This window comes from Desulfomonile tiedjei (assembly GCA_016212925.1).
GTDB lineage: Bacteria > Desulfobacterota > Desulfomonilia > Desulfomonilales > Desulfomonilaceae > JACRDF01.
Window position 1 is genome coordinate 84938 of sequence record JACRDF010000050.1, and the last position, 23439, is coordinate 108376.

Genomic DNA, 23439 nt, shown 5'->3' on the forward strand with positions numbered 1-23439 from the left:
TTCGCTACTGCGGTTCGGAAAACCTTGCAATACCAAACTTTTCGAATATGCTAGACTGAGACTAATTCTTGGTTCCGTCCGCCATACAGAGCCGGTCTCGGTCGTGCGTCGCCGGCCGTGACGATTCCCTAGGAGGAATAATGCCAGACAATGGACCGCCCGAAGAAGACCTGCTTCATTTTGCTTCCTTGGAAGAGGTCTTCGGAGGCTTTTCTCACGAGATGGCCCAACCCCTGAATGCCATCGTGATAGCGGCTCAGGTGATCCAATTAAAGGTGGAGAGGAGTTCGTTGCCCGAGGCGGAAAGGACTTTTTTTAATCAAAGGCTGGAAATAATCTCCTCTCAGGTTCAGAGGGCTACACAGATGATTGGGAGCTTACGATCCTTCAGCGACTCGGCCACCGATTTTTATCTCCAAGGCACCAACATAAGTCATATTTTCCAGCGAATTTACGACCTTATGCAAAACCAGTTTGTCAAGCGCGGGATTGGCGTCGCATTACAGTGTGCCGGCAATCTGCCGCCTGTGAAAAAAGATTTGCACTTGGTTGAAAGTGTCGTGGTGCAATGTTTGGCCTACGCCCGAGACTCAGTGGGGACAATCGCTCGGTGGCATGAAAGCCAGGCCGCTCCGTACCGGAAGGAGATCACGGCAAAACTGGTCGAGAGCCATCGCGGATCAGTCCTGGAAATCGAATGGAGCCTCGGGACACTTCCGGGCAACACGGTGCCGCTTGACCCGAAGAGCCGGGTTGGATTAGTCACTGCGGCTCTGGTGCTCCGGTCCAGAGATGGGGAGCTGGAAACCTCGATAAATCGGGTTGTGGCCAGAATTCCGTGAAATCCAAAGCTAAGCTTCTGTGCAATACCGATTTGCAGTGAACCTTGCATCATCGCAGCAAAGAAGCACGGACCTGCTCGGGCATGTCCGTACCACCCAACGCCAGTGTGAAGTTGAAATAATTGCGTGCCACTGACACGGGAACCAGATCAGTCCCGGAAAAAGCTGGAGAGCTAAGTCCTTTTTTGAAAGCGAATCGGTATAAAGTATCGCACCGCGCGGCCTGTACCAGCCTTTTCGCGTTGACAGTGCCAATTTCTATGTTATGATCATGACCGCCATGATGCGGTATTGTGCAATGATTTCAGCTTCTGCACTGGAGGGTTTGCAGTGAGTCCGTTGAGGAGAATCGAGGGCGTTGCTGCGATCTTTCTCCGGCGACGAGGTGCCTTCGCGGGGCTGTTGATGCTGGCGGCCAGTGCTCTAGCGCTGAGCGGGTGCGGCTCCACAGCGTCGATGGTCAAGCAGAACCTGGAATATAAGCCCATCGTCTGCAATGCGTTTTCTAGGGCTCTAGCGCTCGGCTCGGACCAAAAGAAGAATTCTCCGACATCGCCCACCAAACCGACCTCATTCCCTCCATTGCCCATAGATGAACGAACGGATAGGGTACGGCATTTCGTCCGTGAATATGCATATCGGCAGAGAGAAACCATGAGGCACTACCTGGCACGGGCCGAAAAATACCTTCCCGTGGTGAAAGCTACGGTCAGGGAGCACGGCCTTCCGGAGGATATAGCTTACCTGGTCATGCTCGAATCCGGCGCAAATCCGGAAGCCCGTTCCCCGGCCAACGCCCTGGGAATGTGGCAGTTCATGCCGGCCACGGCGCGCAGCTACGGTTTGAAGGTGGACAGTTGGGTCGACGAGCGACTGGACCCGGAGAAGTCCACCAAGGCAGCGATGCTTTATCTGAAAGATCTGTATGGCATGTTCGGTTGTTGGCGACTGGCGCTAAGTGCCTACAATTCCGGGGAAAACAAGCTCAACAAAGTTCTCTGCCAGGAAGACGCCAATGAGTACGATGAGATTTGTACCAGCCGTAGTTTGAAGAGGGAGACCAGAGAGTTCTTCCCCCGGTTCCAGGCAATGGCTCATATTGCTAAGAATCCTGAAAAATACGGATTCCCCACGCGATCTGAAAAAGTCCAGGAAGCCAAGCACGAGTTCGCTACTATCGAAGGAAATTATTCTCTGGACAGTCTGGCAAAAGCTATGGCGCTGACCCAGGAAAAACTGGTTCAGATGAATCCGGCGCTCATCCGAGGCCAAACGCCTTCGAACGGGTCGCCCTATCCGCTTCGGGTGCCGCTCGGGAAGAAAGAGGTCCTGAGTGCTCAGTTGGAACGCATCCCTGTGGAGTCACGCGAAGCGCATATCGTTCACGTAGTCCATTCCAAAGAAAATGTGTTCCAATTGTGCAAGCGCTATCAGACTGACAAATCGCAACTGGCAGCACTCAATCCCGACATTAATTTTCGACGTCGCCTGCGCCCGGGGTCCAAAATCGTCGTCCCCGCGCCAAAAATCCAGACCAAAAAGTCCCTTCGCAACGACCGGCTTTCATTGCTAAAATAGACGGCCTCTGAGTGAACATTACAACGATGTCAATGCCACGCGACGCTGTGGATTCAATGACAGCGACGGATAGGCGTATGTGTGCTAGGCTGTCATGGAGCCACAACGGTAGTTCTTTGTGATTCTAAAGGAGAAGATTGATGAATCCATCTCTGCTGCCCCAACAAGCATCCGAGCGCATACAAAAGGCATTCGATCGCTTGCGGAATCAGGTTCCCCAATTGGCGAATGTCTTGGACGCGTTTGAGGCTCTTTTCGTGGAAAGAGCATTGTTAAAGGCGGAGCTTCCCGCAGAAGCCCCGAGTGATTTTTCCATAGACCCTGTGAAATTTTCACGTGGGGTCCCAATTTTCAGCAGAGATGAATTTGCGCTGTCGCCGGAATGGTTGAAAGACGCGGCTGATCGGCTGATTCCGGCCATGGAAAAGGGATTTCCAGGGATCGGGGAGCAGTTACGAGTAATAAGGGAGGCAATTGTCAATTCTGAACCGGAGGGTCAAAGTTTTTCATCGGCCTATCAGACAGGGATTGAAGATTGGGCCGAAAAGCTCAAGGTAGACCCAGCGACCCTGCGGTTCGTTCTTTTTCAGCTGGAGAAGCCGTTCGCAGAAAAGCTCGCCGAATCGCTCCCGCCGTTCCCTGAAGGGCTCGAATGGCTCAAGGGCTACTGCCCCGTATGTGGATCATGGCCTGAACTGGGGTTCCTGGAAGGAAAAGAAGGGCATCGCAAATTGCGATGCTCGTTCTGCGGCAATAACTGGGGGTTTATGCGGACGCAGTGTCCTTTTTGTGAGACGCTCGACCAGGACAAAATGGAAATCCATTTTGCCGAAAACCGTGAATTCGAACGCGTCGAATTATGTCACGAGTGCAAGAAATATCTTGTCAGTATTGATCTCAGAGACCGCGCAGACGAAATGGTGCTGGAAGTCGCGCCCCTGGCAATGGTTCACCTCGACATTCTAGCTCAAGAAAAGGGCTTTTCGCCCGCGGCCATACTCGGCTGGAACGTAATCGGCCCGACCTGATGACAATGCCGTAAAACGGCCGCGTTCTGGAAAAGACCCTTTGGCGAATGAATGCACCCCGATTCTCAAAAGTTCTGCCTTTCTTGACCAGGATCTAGCAAATAGGGATCATGGTTTGGGTGCCACTGCTGGCTTGTCCAGCAGTGCTTCATTCGCAGGCACTGCTGGACAAGCCAGCAGTGGCACCCCGTCGCGGAGAAACCACCTAATTTTAGTGCATTGAGTAGGGTACCGTTTTTTTCCGTAACCAATCGGAAATTACTTTTGGGAATCGGTATATGATACGGTGGCAGCTCTGCGGGAAAAAAACCGTGCCCGCCACGTCATTGTGTGCGCAGCCAAGCAATCCCAACGGTTTGGTTGGTCAGAAAAAGGAGATTGTCCCGCAAGACGCGGGATCGTTAAGCCCCTCGCGAAAACTCCCGGCCACATGCAAGCTACGCCCCGCCCGGCAAATCCCACGTTTCTTGACGTGGAGCCGCCTGTGACATACACTTCTCGGAATTACTCGGAGCATCAATGGGGTCAGGCAATTGATTTCTGGGGAGAGGAAAAGGCGAAGGCATTCGTGGGGCAGGATTCTTGCCTGGCTCATGGTGGGTATACCGATCTTGCTCCTGGGCGCCATAACATGGGGGGCCTTGGGCGCAGGGTTGGCCGTTTACCTTACATATTCCGTGGATCTTCCCCGGATTCCCGATCTCCGTTCGTATCGCCCCAAGACCGTCTCGAACTTTTTTGCTGAAGACGGAACCGTGATTGGCGTTTTCTACAAAGAGAAACGTTTCCCCATCCCTCTATCATCCATGCCGAGGCATGTCGTAAATGCCTTTCTGGCTGCGGAGGATGCGCGGTTTTTCTCCCATACTGGTGTGGACTTGCCCGGGGTTTTCAGGGCACTGGTGCGAAACATCGAATTGGGAAACTTCTCCCAAGGCGGCAGCACCATAACCCAACAAGTGACCCGCAACTTCTTGCTCACAAAAGAGAAAAAGATCTCCCGCAAAATAAGAGAAGCCATCCTGGCGCACAGGATCGAGAAGACCTTAACAAAGGACGAGATCCTGGGGCTTTACCTCAACGAAATCTATCTTGGCGGGGGGGCCTACGGAATTGAAGCCGCCGCGGGAACTCATTTCGGGAAGACCGCAGCGGAACTGACTATTGCCGAGGCCGCAATGCTGGCTGGGTCCGTTTCCAACCCTTCCAGGTTCGACCCCAAGCGAAATCTGGAGGGCGCGCTCAAGCGCCGCGAATTTGTTCTGGGAAGAATGTTGCACAACGGCTTCATTGCCGACCAGGAATACCAGGAAGCAATGGCGGAGACACCGCGATTCAGAGAAAGCCTGCCTAATCCTTTTGAGCGGGTCCCTTACTTCACCGAAGCGGTCAGGCAATACATCGCGGCCAAATATGGGGAGCATCGCCTGTACAACGAGGGACTGCAAGTTTGGACAACGTGCGACCTGCCGCTACAGCAGCGGGCTTCCGAAGCTCTCCTCAGAGGCGCGCTTGCATGGGAAAAACGACAGGGACGACCCGCGGGCCTCGTCCGAAGACTGAAAAATACCGAAGTGAAAGAGTTCCTGAAAAGCCCGGACAAGGACTCCTACAACCTCGGTGACGTGGTTCAGGCGGTCGTAATTGCCAACAATGAACCCAAGAAGGGAAAGAAAAAGACCGAAGCAAACATTCAAGACTGCATTTTGGCACTGGCCGGCGATGCACGGCTGCGAATGCAGCTTGAAAGCCCTGTGCGCTACCGACCCAACGACATGGTGGAACTCCTGGTGACCAAGGTGGAGGGTGACACCATAAGCCTGGAGCATCGGACCTTGCCGCCTGCCGGCGGCGCGCTGGTGTGCATTGAAAACAACACCGGTTACGTGCGCGCCCTTGTCGGGGGGCTCGATTTTGAGCGATCAAATTTCAACAGAGCTACGCAAGCAATGCGCCAGCCCGGCAGCGCCTTTAAACCGTTTGTTTACGCGGCCGGCCTGGAATGGGCTCAATACAGCCCGCAAACGTTAATAATCGACGAGCCGATCGCAGTGGAGATCGATCCCAGAGAGCCTGAATGGATTCCAATGAACTCGGACGGCGCGTTTGTGGGACCCATTCCTTTTCGTGATGCCCTGGCGCATTCTCGCAACGTCGTGGCGGTAAAGCTGCTGATGGACGTCGGCATGGACGCGACAATACAGATGGCACGTACCATGGGGATAAGATCGCCGCTAGGTCGAAATCTTTCACTAGCTCTTGGAGCGTCTGAGGTCACCCCTCTTGAGCTTACGTCCGCTTACACGGTTTTTCCCAACATGGGGGTCCGTGTCCAGTCTGTGTTAGTAAAGAAAGTGGTGGACCGTTTCGGCAAGGTCCTCGAAGACAACACCATGCAGCCGCTGGACATCGCTGCTGTGGCCAACGCTCCGGAAGCCCGGCCGGCAGCGAGTTATAGTGAACGTCCTGGCGCCGTCTCAGAAAGCCACGAGCCAATTTCCCGCGGAAAGACCGGGCTTGTGGAAGAAATGCGGTCCCTTGGCGATGAGGATCGAAAGTCCGGTGCCATGACAGGCATTGACAGCCTGCTTAGCGGCTCCCAGACGCCGAAATTGTCATTGAGCCGTTCCGCGCCCCATAAGGTTCTGAGCCCGCAAAGCGCTTACTTGATGCTCAGCATCCTCAGACAGGTATGCGTGTCCGGAACCGCCGCTTCGGTTTCAAGGCTCCGTCGGGCCGATCTAGCGGGGAAGACAGGCACTACGGACGAATGCACCGATGCCTGGTTCATAGGATTCAACCCCAAGTATTGTACGGGAGTTTGGATAGGGCATGACGCGAAGGTCTCATTGGGGCGTCGCGAATACGGAGGCACTGCTGCTCTGCCGGTATGGATGGACTTTATGAAAGGGGCCCTCGCGGACGAGCCTCAAGGGGCCTACCCGCCCCCGCCGGGGATAGTATTCTCACGAGGCCTCTCCCCATCAAGTCGTGGCCGCGTTAACGCACTTCTGGAGGCCGAGCCTGACCTGTTGGCGCGACCGGACCTCAAGGAAGTTTCCCCTGTGGACACCAGGGCGGTGACTGCATCTGCAAGCTCGCATGCAGGTTTCGTCCAACCCATGCACCTCGGCTTCGGCACGGCGGTCTATCCGGGTATGATCCGGGTCCTTTCTCCAACAGGTCAAACGATTGGGCATGCGTTTTATCCGCCGGATCAAAAAGGCAAGTTGGTTGTTTACAAAGAGAACTATACGACTGGGGAGCACGAGGACGATTCGGAGGAACAGGACAACCCGCCGGAATGGTTCGTGTCCCGCGCAGCGCGCTTCCTACGTGACTTGCGCAAGTTTGTACCGTCGATTTCGCAAGAAGGTTGGTTTCGATGACCGGTTCACGCAAATGGTCGATTGCGGTAACGCTCGCCGTGATATTCGGCGTGGGGCTCGTGTTTGGAATGTGGCTAAAACGTTATAGCTCCGGCAAGCCCCAAGTGATCCAGGCCCCTCCACCGCGTTATGAAGCGCTGGAGACCGGTGAAGCCGTTGTCATGCGAGTTTACAGGGAAATCAGTCCTTCAGTGGTTAACATAGTGTCAACCACGCTATCTCTGAATTTTTTTCAGCAGGTGATACCTCAGACCGGGCAAGGTACCGGCTTTGTCTTAGATTCCAAAGGCAATATTCTTACCAACAGCCACGTCGTGGGCAATGCCGAAGTGCTGGAAGTGACCTTCATGGGAGGCAAGAAGGTCCAGGGCCGGCTGGTCGGCAAAGATCCCATCAGCGATCTGGCTGTGATCAAGGTGGACCCCTTTGCCGGAATGGAGGTGGCGCCGCTGGGTGATTCCGACAAACTGGAAGTGGGCCAACGCGTGATAGCGATCGGCAATCCCTTCGGACTCCAGAACACGGTGACCGCGGGCTTTGTAAGTGCCTTGAATCGCGACATCACGATAGGTCAGCGCACCTTGCCCAGACTTATACAGACCGACGCGGCGATCAATCCCGGAAACAGCGGCGGGCCGTTGATAGACTCCAGAGGAGGGGTTATCGGGGTCAACGCAGCATTATACAGTCAGACAGGGAGTTTTTCGGGGATTGGTCTGGCAGTGCCCATCAATCGCGCAAAGAAGGTTTCATCCCAAATTATTAAGTGGGGCCGCGCTATTTACCCTTGGCTGGGGATCAAGTCGTCAATGGACCTGGAGCCAAACCTCGCGAAACAAATGGGCCTGAAACCGGTTCGCGGAATCTTGGTGTTCGAGGTAGTGCCGGGAAGTCCAGCGGCCAAAGCGGGCATCAAGGGAGGCGATCGTTTGGACTATCTTCGTGCGGGCTATATGGTCCGACCCATTGTTCTTGGCGGCGATGTCATACTCTCGGTTGACGGGACGCCCACTCCCACACTTGACGAATTCAACAGCGTCCTTATACAGAAAAACGTAGGGGAAATCTTGCGCCTCGGCTTACTCCGCGGACAGCAGGAGTTCAGTGTGGATGTCACGACCATCGCGGACCCCGGATCCCAGACGTAGCTGATCCTGCTCCACGTCGATCAATAATCGATTCCCTTTTGGGGCTCGATGCCCTCGCGGTACGCGTGCTTGATTTCGCTCACCTCCGAGACGGTGTGAGCCCTCTCGATCACCTCGGGATGTGCGTCTCGACCGGTCAACACGAGGTGCATTCTTGGAGGCTTGGAGTCGATCAAATCCAGCACCTGGGGCAGATCCACAAGCTTCAGGTGCAGCGCATTATTAATTTCGTCGCAGATTAGGATATCGAACTCGCCCGAGAGCATTTTCTCTTTGGCCGTTTGGATGGCCTCCTGCGCGTTGGCTCTATGCTCTCGATGCGGGTACGGATTTCCTTGAATACCGCAGAACCCTTTTCCCGTCAGGTGATGTTCCACATAGGGAGACAGTTTTTTCAGAGCTTCATATTCGCCCGCGTACATGTCTCCTTTCATGAATTGGAGCAGGCAAACCCGCATCCCATGACCGACCGCACGCAACGTCATTCCCAGAGCCGAAGTCGTCTTGCCTTTGCCGTAACCGGTGATTACCACCACGAGGCCGACCTTCTCCTTCGGCTCCAACATCTGCAATTCCAATTCTGCCACAGTTCCGCCACCTCCGGTTTCCAATAGGTGTACATAATTTAAGGTGACGGGAGTCCCTTAGCCAGAGTAGTCGATCATGGCTTGACTTTGCATATTACAGGGTGGGAGCAGACCTAGTCCACCGGCACCAATTCTATCTCTTCCGCCGCTTTGTGGCTGACAGGTTGTTGATGCCTTCCGAACAGGTATCCGATAAACGCCCAACTCATCCAACTGCCGCCGAAAAATCCACCCGAGCCGCCGAAGGCCGATCTAGGCGCAGCTTGCTGCCCAACGGCCGCGCCAGGGGCGGCACCGGTAGCGGACTGGCCTTTCAGCATGTCGGCCGGTGTTTTGGCTGATGGATTCAGACCCAGATCTTGTATGCCTCCGGCCTTTCCGGAGACGTCGCCCGGCTTGGCTTGGGGGACAGCGGGCTGAACAGGCTTTGGGGTGTACAGTTTGTTTCCTGAGGTGTATCCGCCAGAACCACGGGAAACACCCTTGGGACCTGCCAGGGCCAGAGCTACAGATGTAAGGACCATGACTACAGCGAGTGCAATTGCCACCTGCTTCTTCATTTTATCTCCTGCTATTCAAAGGGGTGAGCATCCAATTATATAAGTTTCCCGGAATCGAATCCGGTTCGCCCTCAGCCAGTACATAACCCTCTTTGTTCGGAAGGGCAACCGATAAAGTGGCGCGAATCCCCAGGACTGAAGGTTCTCCCGATGGGATTTGGCCTTTTTTGGCCATGCTTTTCCACAAGCCCTTCCTTTTGTCGACTGGAAGCGTTAATCTGACTAGCATACAAAGCTCTAACCAGGACAAAATGGTGAAACTCACCGAGTCTGAAGCGGCCTCAGGAATCCCCGCGGACGAAGGAAAAATCCGTAAGCACATCGTTCTTACCGGCATTCTCCAAGGCATTGGATGTCGGCCGACCGTATTCCGTTTAGCTTCAAGGATGGGGCTGGCGGGATGGATAATTAACACCACGAGCAAAGTAATAATAGAAATTGAAGGGTCAGTCGATCAGTGCTCGGGTTTCATGAAGGAACTCCCCGTTGCAATTCCTCTACCGGGCAGGATCGACAGTATCTCCGAACAAACGGTTCGGCCGGTCGGCGAACAGGGGTTTCGGATAAAACAAAGTCTCCACAGCGAACGTTCAATTACACCCATCCCTCCGGATGTCGCTGTCTGCTCTGACTGTGTGAAAGAGCTGTTCAACCCTGACGACCCGCGCTTTCTGTATCCATTCATAACTTGCACTCTGTGCGGTCCCCGCTTCACTGTGGTGCGATCGTTTCCGTACGATCGCGAGCGCACCAGCATGGCGGACTTCACCATGTGTGACCGATGCCGGTGGGAATATGAGTCCCCAGGAGATCGCCGTTTCCATTCGCAAACCAATTCCTGCCCGGAATGCGGGCCTCGATTGACCCTTACGGACGCCCGGGGTAACTCGATGGACGGCAACCCGATGATCGGGGCGATTCGGTTGCTGATGAACGGCAAGACAGTAGGAGTCAAAGGTATTGGCGGCTTCCATCTGGCCTGCAATGCTCTGGATGAGGACGCGGTGAAACTCCTGCGTGAACGCAAAGGACGCGCAGAAAAGCCCTTTGCAGTGATGATGCCGGACCTTGACACTGCTCGGCGCTACTGTTCCCTTGACCGGCAAGAAGAAGACCTTCTGAAGTCACCTATGGCGCCAATTGTGTTGGCCAAAGCCAAGGGTGAAAATCTTGCATCCGGGGTCGCTCCCTTCATGGGGACCCTGGGGGTTATGTTGCCCTACTCTCCTGTTCATCATCTGTTATTTCGCCACCCTGCGTTGGCTCCGGGCGATCGGCCGAACGCCCTGGTGATGACTTCCGGCAACCGCTCGGAAGAGCCGATCGTACGAGATAATACAGAGGCCCTGGAGAGGTTATCGGGCCTTGTTGACGCGTTCTTGTTCCACGACCGGGAGATCGTCCTCCGCACGGACGATTCCATTTTTCGAGTTATTGCAGGTCGCCCCACTGTTTTTCGCAGATCCAGGGGCCTTGTGCCGGGGGGATTCAACCTCTCCAGGTGCTCCCCCATGCCTGGCGGATGCCGAGGATCATCGGGTAGTCTCCGCGACATCACCCACGGCCTTGATCCTGTGGTGCTCGGCGCGGGCGGTGATTTGAAAAACGCGCCGGCCATAATTAAAGGGGATCACGCCGTGCCGGGGCCTCATGTGGGGGATCTGGCCACGCCCGTTGCGCAAGAGTATTTCAGCCAGTCAATAAGGGTGCTTACAGGATATCTCGATGCAGCGCCCGAAATAGTCGCCGTGGACCCCCATCCGGAATATTTCAGCCATAACATAGGGCTGGAAATGGGTCCCCAGGTGGAAGAGGTCTTCCATCATCACGCGCATGCCGTCAGCCTCCTCTTTCAGTACGGCTCGCAAGGACCCGCCCTGTTTGCTGTGTTCGACGGGACCGGTTACGGGACCGATGGAACGATCTGGGGTGGAGAATTCCTCCTGGCCGACCAGGAAGGTTTTAGCCGGTTGGCCCACATAGGACTCTTCCCGCTTCCGGGAGGAGAAGCGGCCATACGCGAACCAATGCGAATTCTCGCGGGCTTGCTGGCCATGGCAGGGGCCGGGGACCTTCCCGAGGACGTGATTCCGCTTTTCAACGAAACCGGTGGCCGTTACAGACTGTGGATCGAGGCATTCAGGAAAAACATAAACGCGCCCTTAACCTCATCCGCGGGCAGACTGTTCGACGCGGCTGCGGCCGCGATAGGATTTCGCCGCCAGGTCACCTTTGAAGGCGAAGCTGCAATGTGGCTGGAAGGGATAGCCGACATCAACGAACCAAGTCGGTACAGCTTAAGATTTGTGGAAGGGGAACCATTGATAATCGATCCCGCTACCTTGATTCTGGAAGTAGCGCGGGATATTCTTCAGGGAGTCACGGCCGAAAAAGTCTCGGCTCGTTTTCATAATACCGTGGCAGGGATGGTCGCTGAGACGCTTTCAAGGCTGGCCTTGCAGACAGGGGTAGATACCGTGGGCCTGACCGGAGGCTGTTTCCAGAATAGGCTCCTGACTGAGCGTACCGCGACTTTGCTCGAAAAAATGGGACATAAGGTTCTTCTCCATGACGCAGTGCCGCCCAATGACGGGGGAATCGCCCTCGGTCAGGCGGTTGCAGCGAGGTCTCGCCGGCGACGCAAGGAAGGCTAGCGACTGCTGGGGAAACTCGTTTGCGCAACTACCGAACTTTGATGTAAGAGGTCACTCGATATGTGTTTGGCAGTTCCAATGAAACTCATCGAAATCACGGGAAAAGGAACGGGCAAAGTGGACTCCGGCGGCGTTAAGACGGATGTCAGCTTGATGATGATACCGCATGCCCGCGTGGGTGATTACATCATCATTCACGCGGGATTCGGGATAGAGGTGCTCAATCCCGAAGAGGCCGAAATCAGGCTCGACATCTTCAGGGAACTCGCTGCTGCGACGGCCAGACTGGAGGAAACGTGAATCCGGCCGATGAAAGCCGTACGGCAAAGGCCTTGGCCCAAGAAATCGGAGAGATCTGTAGCAAGACTTCGGGGCCTCTGCGCTTTATGGAAGTGTGCGGCACTCACACCATGGCTGTCCACGCCGCGGGCCTCAAGAGCCTATTCCCGGACAACTTGTTCCTCGTTTCCGGCCCTGGTTGTCCAGTCTGCGTTACTGAAAAGCGCTTCATCGACGAGGCCATGCTAATTGGGCAGCAACATGACGCGTGCATGGCAACCTTCGGAGACTTAGTAAGAGTTCCAGGGTCGTTCGGCTCGTTGGCCACGTTCCGATCTGAAGGTGGGACGGTGCGGGTCGTGTACTCGCCCATGGATGCAATTGACATAGCTGCTGCAGTCTCGCCTCGTCCTGTTGTGTTCCTTGGAGTGGGCTTCGAGACCACGATTCCGACAATCGCGGCAACGCTCAAGACCGCTCTGGCACGCGGAACCGAGAACCTCTTTGTGCTTCCGGCTTTCAAGACCATACACCCACCGCTGAGAATCCTGGCCGCTAAGGAAGATCTCCATGGCTTTTTGCTGCCCGGCCACGTTTCAGCGATCATAGGGTCGGACAGCTATGAATATTTGGTGCGTGATTTTCGCAAGCCCGGCGCGGTCGCGGGTTTCGAGGCGCTGGATATATTGCTGGCTCTGAGAGACCTGGTTCGAATGGCCGTGGACAAGTCGCCGGCAATAATTAATGATTACAAACGAGTGGTCAGGAGCGAAGGCAACCCCGTTGCTCGCGCCGTAGTGGATGAGGTCTTTGAGGTTAGCGATGCTTCATGGCGAGGGCTGGGCCTGATTCCAGGCAGCGGCCTTGCTTTGAAAGGTCCCTATGCGCGGTTCGACGCGGCGAAGAGTTTCCCCGTAGAAGTTCCCGAGGCGAAGGACGATCCTCGCTGCCTGTGTGCTGCAATCCTCACAGGAGCCAAGACACCGGACCGATGCGGCCTTTTCGGCAAGGAATGCACCCCCGAGGACCCTGTTGGCCCGTGCATGGTTTCGTCCGAAGGGACTTGCGCGGCATATTACAAATATGGAGCGGCCTGAGAGCATGGCCAGAAAACCCGACACGAGAATACTCCTGGGGCACGGCGGAGGCGGCCGCATGACCGGAAGGCTCATCCGCGAGATGATCCTGCCGAAACTGGATCGCGGGCAACTCGGAGCATTGCCTGACTCGGTGGTCCTTTCCGGACTGGGAGCGGCTATAGCCTATACCACGGACTCCTTCGTGGTCTCGCCCATTTTCTTCCCCGGAGGTGACATCGGCTCCCTGGCGGTTCACGGCACCTGCAACGATCTGGCCTGTTCCGCGGCACGGCCTCTATTCTTGTCTTTGGGGCTAATACTTGAAGAAGGCTTTCCCATGGACCAGTTGGAGACCATCCTTCGCTCCATATCCCGAGCCGCGGACGAGGCAGGCGTGGAGATCGTGACCGGCGACACCAAGGTGGTTCCAAAAGGAAGCGCGGACGGAATATTTATCAACACTTCCGGAATTGGACAGATTAACGGTTCCGTAAGGCCATCCCCCGAGAAAATTGCAGAGACTGACCTGATTCTGGTTAGCGGGCCCGTGGGAAATCACGGCATGGCCGTTATGCTGAGTCGCGCGGAGTTTTCCTTCGACTTTGACCTCAAATCGGATTCCGCATCTGTCTGGCCGGTGGTGGAGCGCCTTATGGAACTCGGTGACGGCCTCCGATTCCTTCGAGATCCCACCCGCGGAGGCCTTGCAGCGACTCTCAACGAAATAGCTCACATGACCGGTAAAGAGATCAGAGTGGACGAAGCGGCTATACCGCTCGACGAATCCGTGTCGTCTGCCTCGGAAATTCTTGGAATAGATCCGCTCCAGGCAGCCAACGAAGGAAAAATCATCGCGGTGATAGCCAGCGACAAAGGTCAAGAAGCTTTGGATCTGTTGAAAGAATGCCCCATAGCCCGCGGAGCTTCCATAATCGGTGAAATCACTTCCACGAATCTGTCCCGTGTAGTCATGACGACTCGAATCGGCGGCTCCAGGGTGGTTTCGGAGCCATCGGGGGAGCTTCTACCGCGGATTTGTTAGTGCAGTGGTTCTGCGATCGCTTCGCAGTCCCGTGCGACCCCGCTCCCATTTATTTCCACTCCAAAAAGCCATCCGGTCCATGAAATTGAATTGACCTCCGCCGCGGTTACAATTACAAATGAAAATCTAACCGGGCGCTGCACCAATTCGCCTTCCAAGAGGAAATCTCGCGGATTGGCTGTAGCCAGGGCACGGCATACCGTGCCCCTTGCAGCCGCTTGAGGGAGGTCATTCCTTGAATCCACCTTGACACTCCCTGTTAGCAAGCGGCTCGGTTTCAGTCCGATCTATTGAAGGGGCGCCAAATGACGGATCAACCCGAGGAATCAAGAAAAGGCGGTCACACCTGCTCGGTCTCCATCTCGGAGAGCCTGCTGCGGAGGCCTCCCACGGGTGAGGAGAACGCCTATGCAAATGCTCTGGCACAATTTGAAAGAGCCATTTCTCACTTGAAGATAAAAAAAGGCGTCGCGGACACCCTTAGATATCCCAGGCGCGAATTGTCCGTATCGTTCCCGGTCGTGATGGACGACCATGAAATCAAGATGTTTCGGGGCTACCGGGTACACCACTCATTCGCGAGGGGTCCGACGAAAGGCGGCATCCGGTATGCGCCGACAGTCACTCTCGATGAAGTGCGCGCCCTCGCCATGTGGATGACCTGGAAGTGCGCCCTGATGAACCTCCCTTACGGTGGGGCGAAAGGCGGCGTGGTATGCGATCCCAAGGCGCTTTCTCTCCGGGAACTGGAGCGCCTGACTCGGCGCTACGCAACCGAAATTAGTATCTTGATGGGCCCCGAAAGCGACATTCCGGCTCCGGACGTGGGTACCAATGCCCAAGTGATGGCGTGGATCATGGATACGTACTCCATGCACAAAGGGTTTTCGGTCCCTGCGGTTGTGACAGGTAAGCCGGTCGAAATAGGCGGATCGCTGGGCAGGACCGAGGCCACAGGCAGAGGCGTGGCTGTAACGATGCTGGAAGCGTTGAGACTCAAGGGCATGGGCACAGGCAATGTTACCGTGGCGGTGCAAGGGTTCGGCAACGTGGGCTCGGTGGCGGCCCGCCTGTCTCATGATTTGGGGCTCAAAGTGGTGGCTGTTAGCAGCTCTCGAGGAGCGATTTACAAAGGAGACGGTCTCGACCCGGTCGCCGTAACCAGGCATGCTGAGGAAGCCGGTGGCATTAACGACTTTCCCGGCGCGGATAACATTACCAATGAAGATCTCCTGACCCTGGACTGTGACGTCCTGATTGCCGCGGCCGTGGAAAATCAGATCACTTCTCGCAACGCCGATAAGATCAAGGCGAAAATCGTTGCTGAAGGCGCCAACGGCCCTACCACCCCGGAAGCTGATGAAATCCTCGGCGACCGAGGGGTTTTTGTAATACCGGACATACTCTGCAACGCGGGCGGAGTTACGGTAAGCTACCTGGAATGGGTACAGGACCTGCAATCCTTCTTCTGGCCCGTCGAAGAAATAAACCTTAAGCTCGAAAAACTTATGAAGAAGGCATTCGAAAGCGTACTGGACTGCGCCCGCTTCTATAACGTCCCGCACCGTGAAGCCGCGCAAATCCTCGCGATCGAACGTATCGCCAATGCTATAATGATAAGAGGCATCTACCCGTAAACGGCCCCGAGGAATGCAGGGACGCGGTTCCGGGCCGCGAGGCAGGAGTCATTCGTTGCTTGGGATCTCCGCCGGGGATCGGCAGTGTCTGGTTTGTTCCGCACTTATTCCACGTCCTGACGGCACCACGGCGTAAGACCTTTGCCAACCGCCCAAACCGGCCACAACTACGATTCATGGAGAGGAGGATATCGTGAAAAAGATCTCTCGACGCGGATTTATGGCAGTGGGAATTTCGTCCCTGGCTGCCGGTTCAGCCCTCCTGAGCACCAAAACAAGAATGGCCGAGGCCGGCCAGAGCAGTCCTGCGTCTGAAACAAAAACATCCGGGACGCGTTTGATCCTTCTTGGGACTGCCGGCGGCCCGCGCCCCAATAAAGTAAGGTCCTCGCCCGCGCAAGTAATACTGGTCAATTCGGTCCCTTATGTGGTTGACTGCGGGTACGGCGTGGCACGACAACTGGCCATGGCAGATGTGCCACTCCCCAAGCTTCGACACGTCTTTCTGACCCACCATCATTCGGATCATAATGCGGATTACGGCAATCTCATTTTGTTGTCCTGGGCCGCCGGACTCAAAACACCTGTGGATACCTACGGCCCACCACCCATCGAAAAAATGACGAAGCTCTTTTGGGAGTTAAACGACTTCGACATCAACATCAGAATAGCCGACGAAAAAAGAGTGCCTCTCGCGCCCCTCGTCAAGGTCCATGAATTCGATAAGGGCGGTTTGGTGATGCAGGATGAAAACGTCAAGGTTACCGCCACGCTGGTTAATCACCCGCCTGTGGTACCGGCCTTCGCCTACCGATTTGACACGGGCGAACGCTCCATTGTGATCTCAGGAGACACCACCCCCTCGGACAATCTGATAAAACTGGCCCAAGGAGCGGATGTAATGGTCCATGAGGTAATCCACAAGCCATCCTTGGCCAGGTTGGTCGCCAAGATTCCGAATGCCGATAAGCTCCTTGAGCATATAGTGGCAAGCCACACCACTCACGACGACGTCGGGAAAGTGGCAAAAGCCGCGGGCGTTAAAACCCTGGTCCTGTCTCACATAGTGCCTGCCGATGACACTTCGGTAACCGATGAAATATGGATCGAAGGAGCGAAAGCCCATTTTGACGGAAAGGTTATCGTCGGCAGAGACCTGATGGAGATATGATGGCGCCGGTGGTGTCGTGACACTTCATATCAAGTGTCAAAAATGGTGTCCGATTACAAAAAGCGCCTCCTGGAAATTGGTAGGTGCCGGCCTCCGGAAACTGTGTCAAAACTGACGGTTTCGCGACCTCATCGGTAGGGGCGGTTCGTGAACCGCCCGAGATCAGGGCGCTTCTCGAAGCGCCCCTACCCGGAAATACGTCCGTTTTAGGTTTTTGAGACAGTCTCTCCGTGCCGGCACACTTCTCGGATACAGATCAATCACGCCCCTGGCGTGACAGGGCAGGGACCCCGGATCGCGGTCCGGGGCAGGCTCTGGGCCCTACCGGTTCTCTTAGAGTGCGGGCTGTGCAAAAGGTCAATAATTGTGGCAACTGCTATAAAGCGGACACGTAGGAGTCGCTGTTTCCAAGCAGACAGGAAGTGTTTTGAAGGGGGGGCGGGGAGACGGAATCATGCACTTGGCAAATAAGAGGCTGCTAGCTGGTCATCATCCAGAGCTACATCTCCAATTCCTGTACGGCGCGCATGGCGCGGGCCCGTGTTAGGGCGACCACCGGTCGCGCCGTACAGGAGCAGGCGATGAGAAACAAGCACGGATACCATGTGGTCGGCGCTATGATTTCCGCGAAAGTGAGGCATTATTTGCAAAGTGAACAATTCCGTGTTCACAAAAGTTTCCCCCCGCATGCCTTTCTTTTTCCTCTTTGCCGGTCTTACCCCCGCTCACCCCTTCGCCCTCATTTGCATTCTTTGCGAGATGCTTTCCAGTTTTCCAGGTCGTCGATGATGGTTTTACCGATAGCGTATTTATCGAACTTGTTCGAGATAAGGTGGATCGGGGAGTTCAGGAAGTCGAGGATCAATTGGCCGCTGTGATCGGTGAAGATTTGTTCTTCGGTCACGGTGCGGATGTTTTCTTCGTGGACGCTTTGGACTCTCAGTTCTTGCTCGCCTCCGCCGTGGCTTTCCGGAATTATCACCGCCTTGGTTCCAGTGAGCAGGATTTCGTTGACGACATTGTATCCGGCCCTCGAGATTACCAGCTCCGAATGGTGTATCAGCTCCACGAGGTCCGGTACGAACGTCATGAAGCGCACGCCTTCGCTCAGTGGATGCTCGCGGAGGATGTCCGCCGATTCACGCTCCAGATATGGATCCAAGACCATCACCACTTGATACTGCGAGTTTATCCCGGAGTCTCTAAATATCTTCAGAAGCTTGGTTGAGACCCCCAACACCTGGTTGTTTCTTCCGAGGGAAATGAGGATGGTCTTTTTGTCGGCCAGGCCGAAGCGGTCGAGAGCGGCCTGGCGGGACGGTAGTTCACCGTAGGTTCGGTTCGTGATCTTGCCCAGATACCGGATCTTCTTTTCGAGGTCAGGGTCATTACCGAGGAATTCCTTGTTTATGTCAATAACTTCACGGTCCTCCAGGACGTACATGAAGTCATACAGACCGCCAATGTTAATTGATTCGGAGCGGTGTCTGGGATTTTGGTAAGGGATACTGAGCAACGGCACCCACTTCATGATGCCTCGACAAATGTGGACCAGAGCAAAATCCGCGGGGCCGCCTTTGCGCATCCATTTCTTCATTAGCAGGGGAATGAGTTCGCTCATCTGGCCTGTCATGTTGTGCTCGATGATCAGGGCATCCGGCTGGAAAAAATCATAGCTCGCCATTATTATTCGTTGGCGAAAGTCAAATATTGTCGCAAGGTCGAATCCGGAGAGGTATCTGGAGCACATCCTGTTATCAACGCAGTCAATGTCCAGCTTTATGGAAGGAAGCTTTATTACCTCGATTCCCTCCCGGAAGAAGATCTCCGGGATGGAGGTTCCTGAGATTACAAGGAAATCTATGTCAGGCCGCCATTTCTTTATGCCGGTAATTACCGCCAGGGTACGGAAGGCGTGCCCCAGTCCTATGGAATTATGCGTGTAAACCAGAACTCTTTTGATGCTTTCTTTTATCATTGCGCAACATCCCGGAACAGCATGGAACGGCATTGATGACCGCGGCTGCAACTCGGGCACGGTCCCCCGGAACGCAGGATGCCCCGACGGAAAACCGCAAACCCCAATGCGCGGCAGTCTATTAATTGTCCTTTATTCTGTATCACATTTTCGCCCGTTTTGAAAGCGGCCCTTAGGCTGCGTGCTCTTCCTGAGAGCCAATTTTTCGTATCAGATAGCGCAACCCAGCGCGTCGCAGCCGGTCAAATTCAGCGTATCTTTGAAATGACAAGCAGCAAGATGTCCAGGTTCAACTTCTTCCAGAGGGGGCACCACCTTGGAACATATTTCCTGCGCATACAGGCACCGCGGGTGAAAAGGGCATCCCGGAGGAGGATTGATAGGGTCCGCGGGCTCCCCGTGCAAAATGATTTTTCGTCCTACCAATTCAGGCCTGGTGGTCGGCACGTTGGACATGAGGGCCTCGGTGTAAGGGTGCCTTGGCCTGGCGAAGAGCGGCTGAGACGGCGCGTATTCGACCACGCGTCCAACGTACATCAGGACTATCCTCTGGCTAAAATGGCGTATCAACCCCAGATCGTGCGAAATGAACAAATAAGCCAGCCCCAGTTGATCCTGAATTTCCAGAGCGAGGTTGACAATTTGGGCCTGAACCGAGACGTCGAGCGCCGAAGTCGGCTCATCGGCAACAAGCAGTTTGGGATAAAGGGCCAGAGCGCGGGCAATGCTTATTCGCTGCCTTTGCCCGCCCGAAAATGCGTGAGGATAGCGATTCAGATGTTGGACTCGCATCCCTACCAGGTCAATAAGTTCGCGGACTCGGTCCTCAAGCTCTCGACCCCGTGCGACCTTGTTTACGACAAGAGGCTCGGCAAGGATCTCTCTCACGGTCATCCGAGGGTTCAGGGACGCGAAGGGATCCTGAAAAACCATCTGCACGTGTCGGCGCAAAGGCTTCATGTCCCGGGGTTTGATGTTGGCCAGATCGACTCTAGGCTCACCGTCCGGGGGCTTGAACCAAATATGCCCGGAGGTCGGTCTGTAGGCTCCCATTATCATTCTGCCGACCGTAGTCTTGCCGCATCCTGATTCACCTACCACGCCGAGGGTTTCTCGGCTCCGTACGGAAAAGCTTACTCCATCAACCGCCTTGACATGCGCCACGGTCTTCTTGAATACCCCTGCGCGAATAGGGAAGTGCTTCTTTAGATCGGTCACTTCGAGTAGAGCGTCTGAATCGGGCAACGGCTAACCTCACATATTGATACACATTCTTGGGCAGGCCACGTAGTGTCGGGGCGCCACCTTGGTCAATTCGTACGGATCGTCATGGCAGATTGATTCACCCCCGCACTCCAAGCACCGCTCGAAGAATGGACAACCTGCTATGGGGATAAGGGGATCGGGTAAGGTCCCTTCTATGGTCGCGAGCAGACTTCTTACCGGAGTATCGATCCCTGGCACCGATTTCAACAGGGCCTTGGTATACGGATGCAGAGGCTGCTCGAACAGGACTTTGACCGGCGCATGCTCCATTACCCGACCCGCGTAGATTACCAGCACGTCCTGGCTGATTTCAGCTATCACTCCCAGATTGTGAGAGATGAAAATGATCGCCATTCCAAACTCTTCTTGAAGATGCCGCAGCAGGTCGAGGATTTGAGCTTGTATGGTCACATCCAGGGCCGTGGTCGGCTCGTCCGCTATCAGAATCCTCGGATTGCAGACCAGGGCCATGGCGATCATGGAACGCTGTCGCATTCCCCCTGACAGCTCGTGAGGATACGCGTCGAATCGGCGTTCCGGCTGTGGAATCCCCACCTTCCCCAGCATTTCGATAGCTCGATTCTTTGCTTCGGCCTTGGAAACGTCGCTGTGGAGCCGCAAAGCCTCGATTATCTGGCTTCCCACCGTATGCAAGGGACTGAATGAGTTCATGGGCTCCTGAAAGATCATTGCCACATCGCGGCCCCGTATTCCCCTTGCCACACGGCCGTTAGGGTCCAGTTTGGCCAGATCCAAATGTTCGGGTGGGCCACCCCCGTTTTCCATCGTCAGGACGATCTGTCCATTGACGATTCGGCCGGGCGCCGGCACGATGCGAAGGATCGCCTGCCCGATGACGCTCTTGCCGCTTCCCGATTCTCCGACAATGCCAAGTGTCTTTCCCTGCTCCAGGGAAAAACTGACGTTGTCAACGGCCCTCACGACGCCCTCATCCAGGAAAAAGTGGACTCGCAAATTGTCTACTTTAAGCACAGGCATCATTCCATTCACCTTGAATACGGGTCCACTGCGTCTCGCAGTCCGTCTCCCACAAAGTTGAAAGAGAGAACAATCGCTACCACAAATAAGACGGGGATCAAGAGCCACGGGTACAATGCGATAGTGGTAATGTTTTGCGCCTCTTTGAGAAGGACGCCCAAGCTCGTGATAGGGGGACGCAGGCCGATGCCAAGGAAGCTCAACGCGGTTTCGGCAAGGACCATCCCCGGAATCGCCAGAGTCACCGTAACAATAATATGACTGGTGAATGACGGAAGCAAATGCCGAAATATTATTCGTGCGTGGCCCGCGCCGGCAAACCTCGCGGCCATGACGAATTCTTCCTCTCTCAACGCTATGAGTTTTCCTCGAACCACTCTGGCCAGGTCCGTCCATCCGATCAGTGACAGGATAATCGTAATGACAAAGTAGACCGTCAAAGCGCGCCAATGTGGCGGCATGGCTGCCGCAAGCCCCATCCAAAGAGGGATGCTTGGAAAACAACGAATCACCTCGATGGTTCGCTGAATGATCCCGTCGGCCCAGCCCCCCATATATCCGGAAATCCCTCCCAAGGTCAGTCCCAAAACCAGACTCATGAATACGCCCAGCATGCCTATGGACAGGGATATCCGACTTCCATAAAGGCACCGAGAGAACATGTCCCTCCCCATCCTGTCGGTGCCAAAAAGAAAGAGCCTTCCTGGGCGGTCAATCCCAAAAAGGTGCAGGTCGCTTTTCCAGAGACCCCAAAACTCGTACGAGTCGCCTCTGGTAAAAAAGCGAATAGGGTGAATTTGTTCAACATCCTCCAGATAACACATTTGCTGAGTCTCTAGTTCCAGTTCCAGACAACATCCATACACAAACGGTCTGTGGATGCGCCCTTCGCTATCAAATATCCTGATCTTTGTGGGAGGATGGTAAATACACTCGAAATGGCGGGTGTCCTTGTCGTACGGCGCCAGGATTTCGCAGAACGCGGCTACAAAGTAGAGCCCTCCTATAAACCAAAGACCGATCATGGCCAGCGTGTGCTTCTTATAGCGCCACCAGACCAACTGCCTCGTGGATGCGTTGAGGTATTTTTCTTCTTTTGACATTTCCTGGGTCATGTGCCCTCACGAGCGCCGAAACGAATTCGAGGGTCAACCCAGGCCAGCAGCAGGTCTGACAAAAGCGTGCCGACAACCGTGAGGGCACTGAGTAGCATAATGAAACCGCCGGCCAGATGCATGTCCTGGCTTAAGAGGGCGCCCAACAGGAGTGGACCCGACGTCGGCAAGTTCAGCACTACAGCGGTGATGGCTATTCCAGACACCAGTTCCGGGAGAGTCCATCCGATGGTACTCACCAGGGGGTTGATGGCGACCCGCACAGGATATTTCAAAATCAACCGTGTCTCGGAAAGTCCTTTGGCTCTGGCCGTGACTACGTACGGCTTTTTAAGCTCGTCCAAGAGATTCCCGCGTATGATGCGGATAAACTTGGCCGTGTGCCCGGTACCCACTATGAGCACCGGAATCCACAGGTGCTTGAGCAGGTCCACGAACTTTGCGAAGCTCCAGGAAGCTTCAGCAAACTGAGGCGAAAATAATCCGCCTACGCTCATTCCGAGATAAGCGTAAGAGAACCAGAGCAATAACAGAGCAAAGAGAAAATTAGGGGTCGCCAGGCCGATAAAGCCGATGAAGGTTAAGAGATAGTCAACCCAGGAATACTGCCGAACAGCGGAGTAGATCCCGATTGGAAGTGCAACCGCCCAGGTAAAGAGCATAGTACATGCGGAAATCAATATGGTTAACGGAATGCGCTCCGCAACCAGCGATGATACAGGTCTGTTCCACTCGAAGGAATGGCCGAAATCCCCGTGGAGAAAATTCCACGCCCAGTGCAGGTACTGCATGTAAAGCGGTTGATCCAGGCCCCAGTGTTGCCGCAGTGCGTCGAACTCGGCCTGATCCATCGCTTCGCCGCTCGCCTGGAGTTGGGCCATATAGGTGGTAAGGAAGTCCCCTGGAGGCAACTGAATAATAATGAATGAAATGATGGAAATCGCTATCAGCGTGGGAATCATCGTAAGAATACGGCGGATGATATAGGCCAACATGACGACTTCCCTTGGTATCAATGCCGCCGCGCAATGCCGGCGATGCGATGGAGAGGCTGAAAACTAGAAGATCCGTACTGTAACGGATGGAA

The 23439-nt window shown here is 55.0% G+C and carries 18 protein-coding genes; 11 read left to right on the forward strand and 7 right to left on the reverse strand.

The features are described from left to right. The first annotated feature begins 140 nt into the window (after nt 1–140). The 5 genes from HY913_22600 to HY913_22620 all read left to right on the forward strand — a co-directional run bounded on the left by HY913_22600 (nt 141) and on the right by HY913_22620 (nt 7985). The gene (locus HY913_22600; GenBank protein MBI4966087.1) at nt 141–842 is read left to right on the forward strand and encodes a HAMP domain-containing histidine kinase; all 702 of its coding nucleotides are present in this window, start codon (nt 141–143) and stop codon (nt 840–842) included. A 330-nt stretch (nt 843–1172) separates the two neighbouring features. Continuing rightward, complete coding sequence (locus HY913_22605) at nt 1173–2420, forward strand: transglycosylase SLT domain-containing protein (GenBank protein ID MBI4966088.1); 1248 nt, start codon at nt 1173–1175, stop codon at nt 2418–2420. 140 nt (nt 2421–2560) lie between these two features. Beyond that, complete coding sequence (locus tag HY913_22610) at nt 2561–3448, forward strand: formate dehydrogenase accessory protein FdhE (GenBank protein ID MBI4966089.1); 888 nt, start codon at nt 2561–2563, stop codon at nt 3446–3448. 593 nt (nt 3449–4041) lie between these two features. Further along, nucleotides 4042–6837, forward strand: coding sequence for a PBP1A family penicillin-binding protein (locus HY913_22615; protein ID MBI4966090.1), 2796 nt, complete (start codon nt 4042–4044; stop codon nt 6835–6837). Continuing rightward, complete coding sequence (locus HY913_22620) at nt 6834–7985, forward strand: trypsin-like peptidase domain-containing protein (protein MBI4966091.1); 1152 nt, start codon at nt 6834–6836, stop codon at nt 7983–7985. Before HY913_22615 ends, HY913_22620 begins: the two co-directional genes overlap by 4 nt. Before the next feature lie 20 nt (nt 7986–8005). On the opposite strand, the gene HY913_22625 is transcribed toward HY913_22620, so the two are convergent. Together HY913_22625 and HY913_22630 are read right to left on the reverse strand one after the other, a co-directional pair. After that, on the reverse strand, nt 8006–8551 hold the full coding sequence (locus tag HY913_22625; GenBank protein MBI4966092.1) for a cob(I)yrinic acid a,c-diamide adenosyltransferase: 546 nt from the start codon (nt 8549–8551) through the stop codon (nt 8006–8008). Between the two features lie 134 nt (nt 8552–8685). After that, complete coding sequence (locus HY913_22630; GenBank protein ID MBI4966093.1) at nt 8686–9132, reverse strand: hypothetical protein; 447 nt, start codon at nt 9130–9132, stop codon at nt 8686–8688. Between the two features lie 251 nt (nt 9133–9383). Here HY913_22630 and hypF point away from each other — a divergent pair, with 251 nt between their 5' ends. The 6 genes from hypF (at nt 9384) to HY913_22660 (ending at nt 16994) form a co-directional block, all read left to right on the forward strand. Then, a complete protein-coding gene (hypF, locus tag HY913_22635; protein MBI4966094.1) occupies nt 9384–11786 on the forward strand; it encodes a carbamoyltransferase HypF in 2403 nt (800 codons plus the stop codon). 60 nt (nt 11787–11846) lie between these two features. Then, nucleotides 11847–12086, forward strand: coding sequence for a HypC/HybG/HupF family hydrogenase formation chaperone (locus HY913_22640; protein MBI4966095.1), 240 nt, complete (start codon nt 11847–11849; stop codon nt 12084–12086). Beyond that, on the forward strand, nt 12083–13162 hold the full coding sequence (hypD, locus tag HY913_22645) for a hydrogenase formation protein HypD (GenBank protein ID MBI4966096.1): 1080 nt from the start codon (nt 12083–12085) through the stop codon (nt 13160–13162). Before HY913_22640 ends, hypD begins: the two co-directional genes overlap by 4 nt. Nucleotides 13163–13166: 4 nt before the next feature. Then, entirely contained in the window at nt 13167–14186 is a 1020-nt protein-coding gene (hypE, locus tag HY913_22650; GenBank protein MBI4966097.1) for a hydrogenase expression/formation protein HypE, read from the forward strand. A gap of 305 nt (nt 14187–14491) precedes the next feature. After that, entirely contained in the window at nt 14492–15823 is a 1332-nt protein-coding gene (locus HY913_22655) for a Glu/Leu/Phe/Val dehydrogenase (GenBank protein MBI4966098.1), read from the forward strand. Nucleotides 15824–16043: 220 nt separating this feature from the next. Beyond that, nucleotides 16044–16994 (forward strand): MBL fold metallo-hydrolase, encoded by a 951-nt coding sequence (locus HY913_22660; protein MBI4966099.1) that lies wholly within the window; start codon nt 16044–16046, stop codon nt 16992–16994. Between the two features lie 739 nt (nt 16995–17733). On the opposite strand, the gene HY913_22665 is transcribed toward HY913_22660, so the two are convergent. The 5 genes from HY913_22665 to HY913_22685 form a co-directional block, all read right to left on the reverse strand. Further along, nucleotides 17734–18972: a hypothetical protein gene (locus tag HY913_22665; GenBank protein MBI4966100.1), complete on the reverse strand. Its 1239-nt coding sequence runs from the start codon at nt 18970–18972 to the stop codon at nt 17734–17736. 210 nt (nt 18973–19182) lie between these two features. Further along, entirely contained in the window at nt 19183–20217 is a 1035-nt protein-coding gene (locus tag HY913_22670) for an ATP-binding cassette domain-containing protein (GenBank protein MBI4966101.1), read from the reverse strand. A 9-nt stretch (nt 20218–20226) separates the two neighbouring features. Further along, nucleotides 20227–21240, reverse strand: coding sequence for an ABC transporter ATP-binding protein (locus HY913_22675; protein MBI4966102.1), 1014 nt, complete (start codon nt 21238–21240; stop codon nt 20227–20229). A 5-nt stretch (nt 21241–21245) separates the two neighbouring features. After that, nucleotides 21246–22352 carry an ABC transporter permease gene (locus HY913_22680; GenBank protein MBI4966103.1) on the reverse strand — a complete coding sequence of 369 codons (1107 nt, stop codon included), beginning with the start codon at nt 22350–22352 and terminating at the stop codon, nt 21246–21248. After that, on the reverse strand, nt 22349–23347 hold the full coding sequence (locus HY913_22685) for an ABC transporter permease (protein MBI4966104.1): 999 nt from the start codon (nt 23345–23347) through the stop codon (nt 22349–22351). Before HY913_22685 ends, HY913_22680 begins: the two co-directional genes overlap by 4 nt. Nucleotides 23348–23439: the final 92 nt, after the last annotated feature.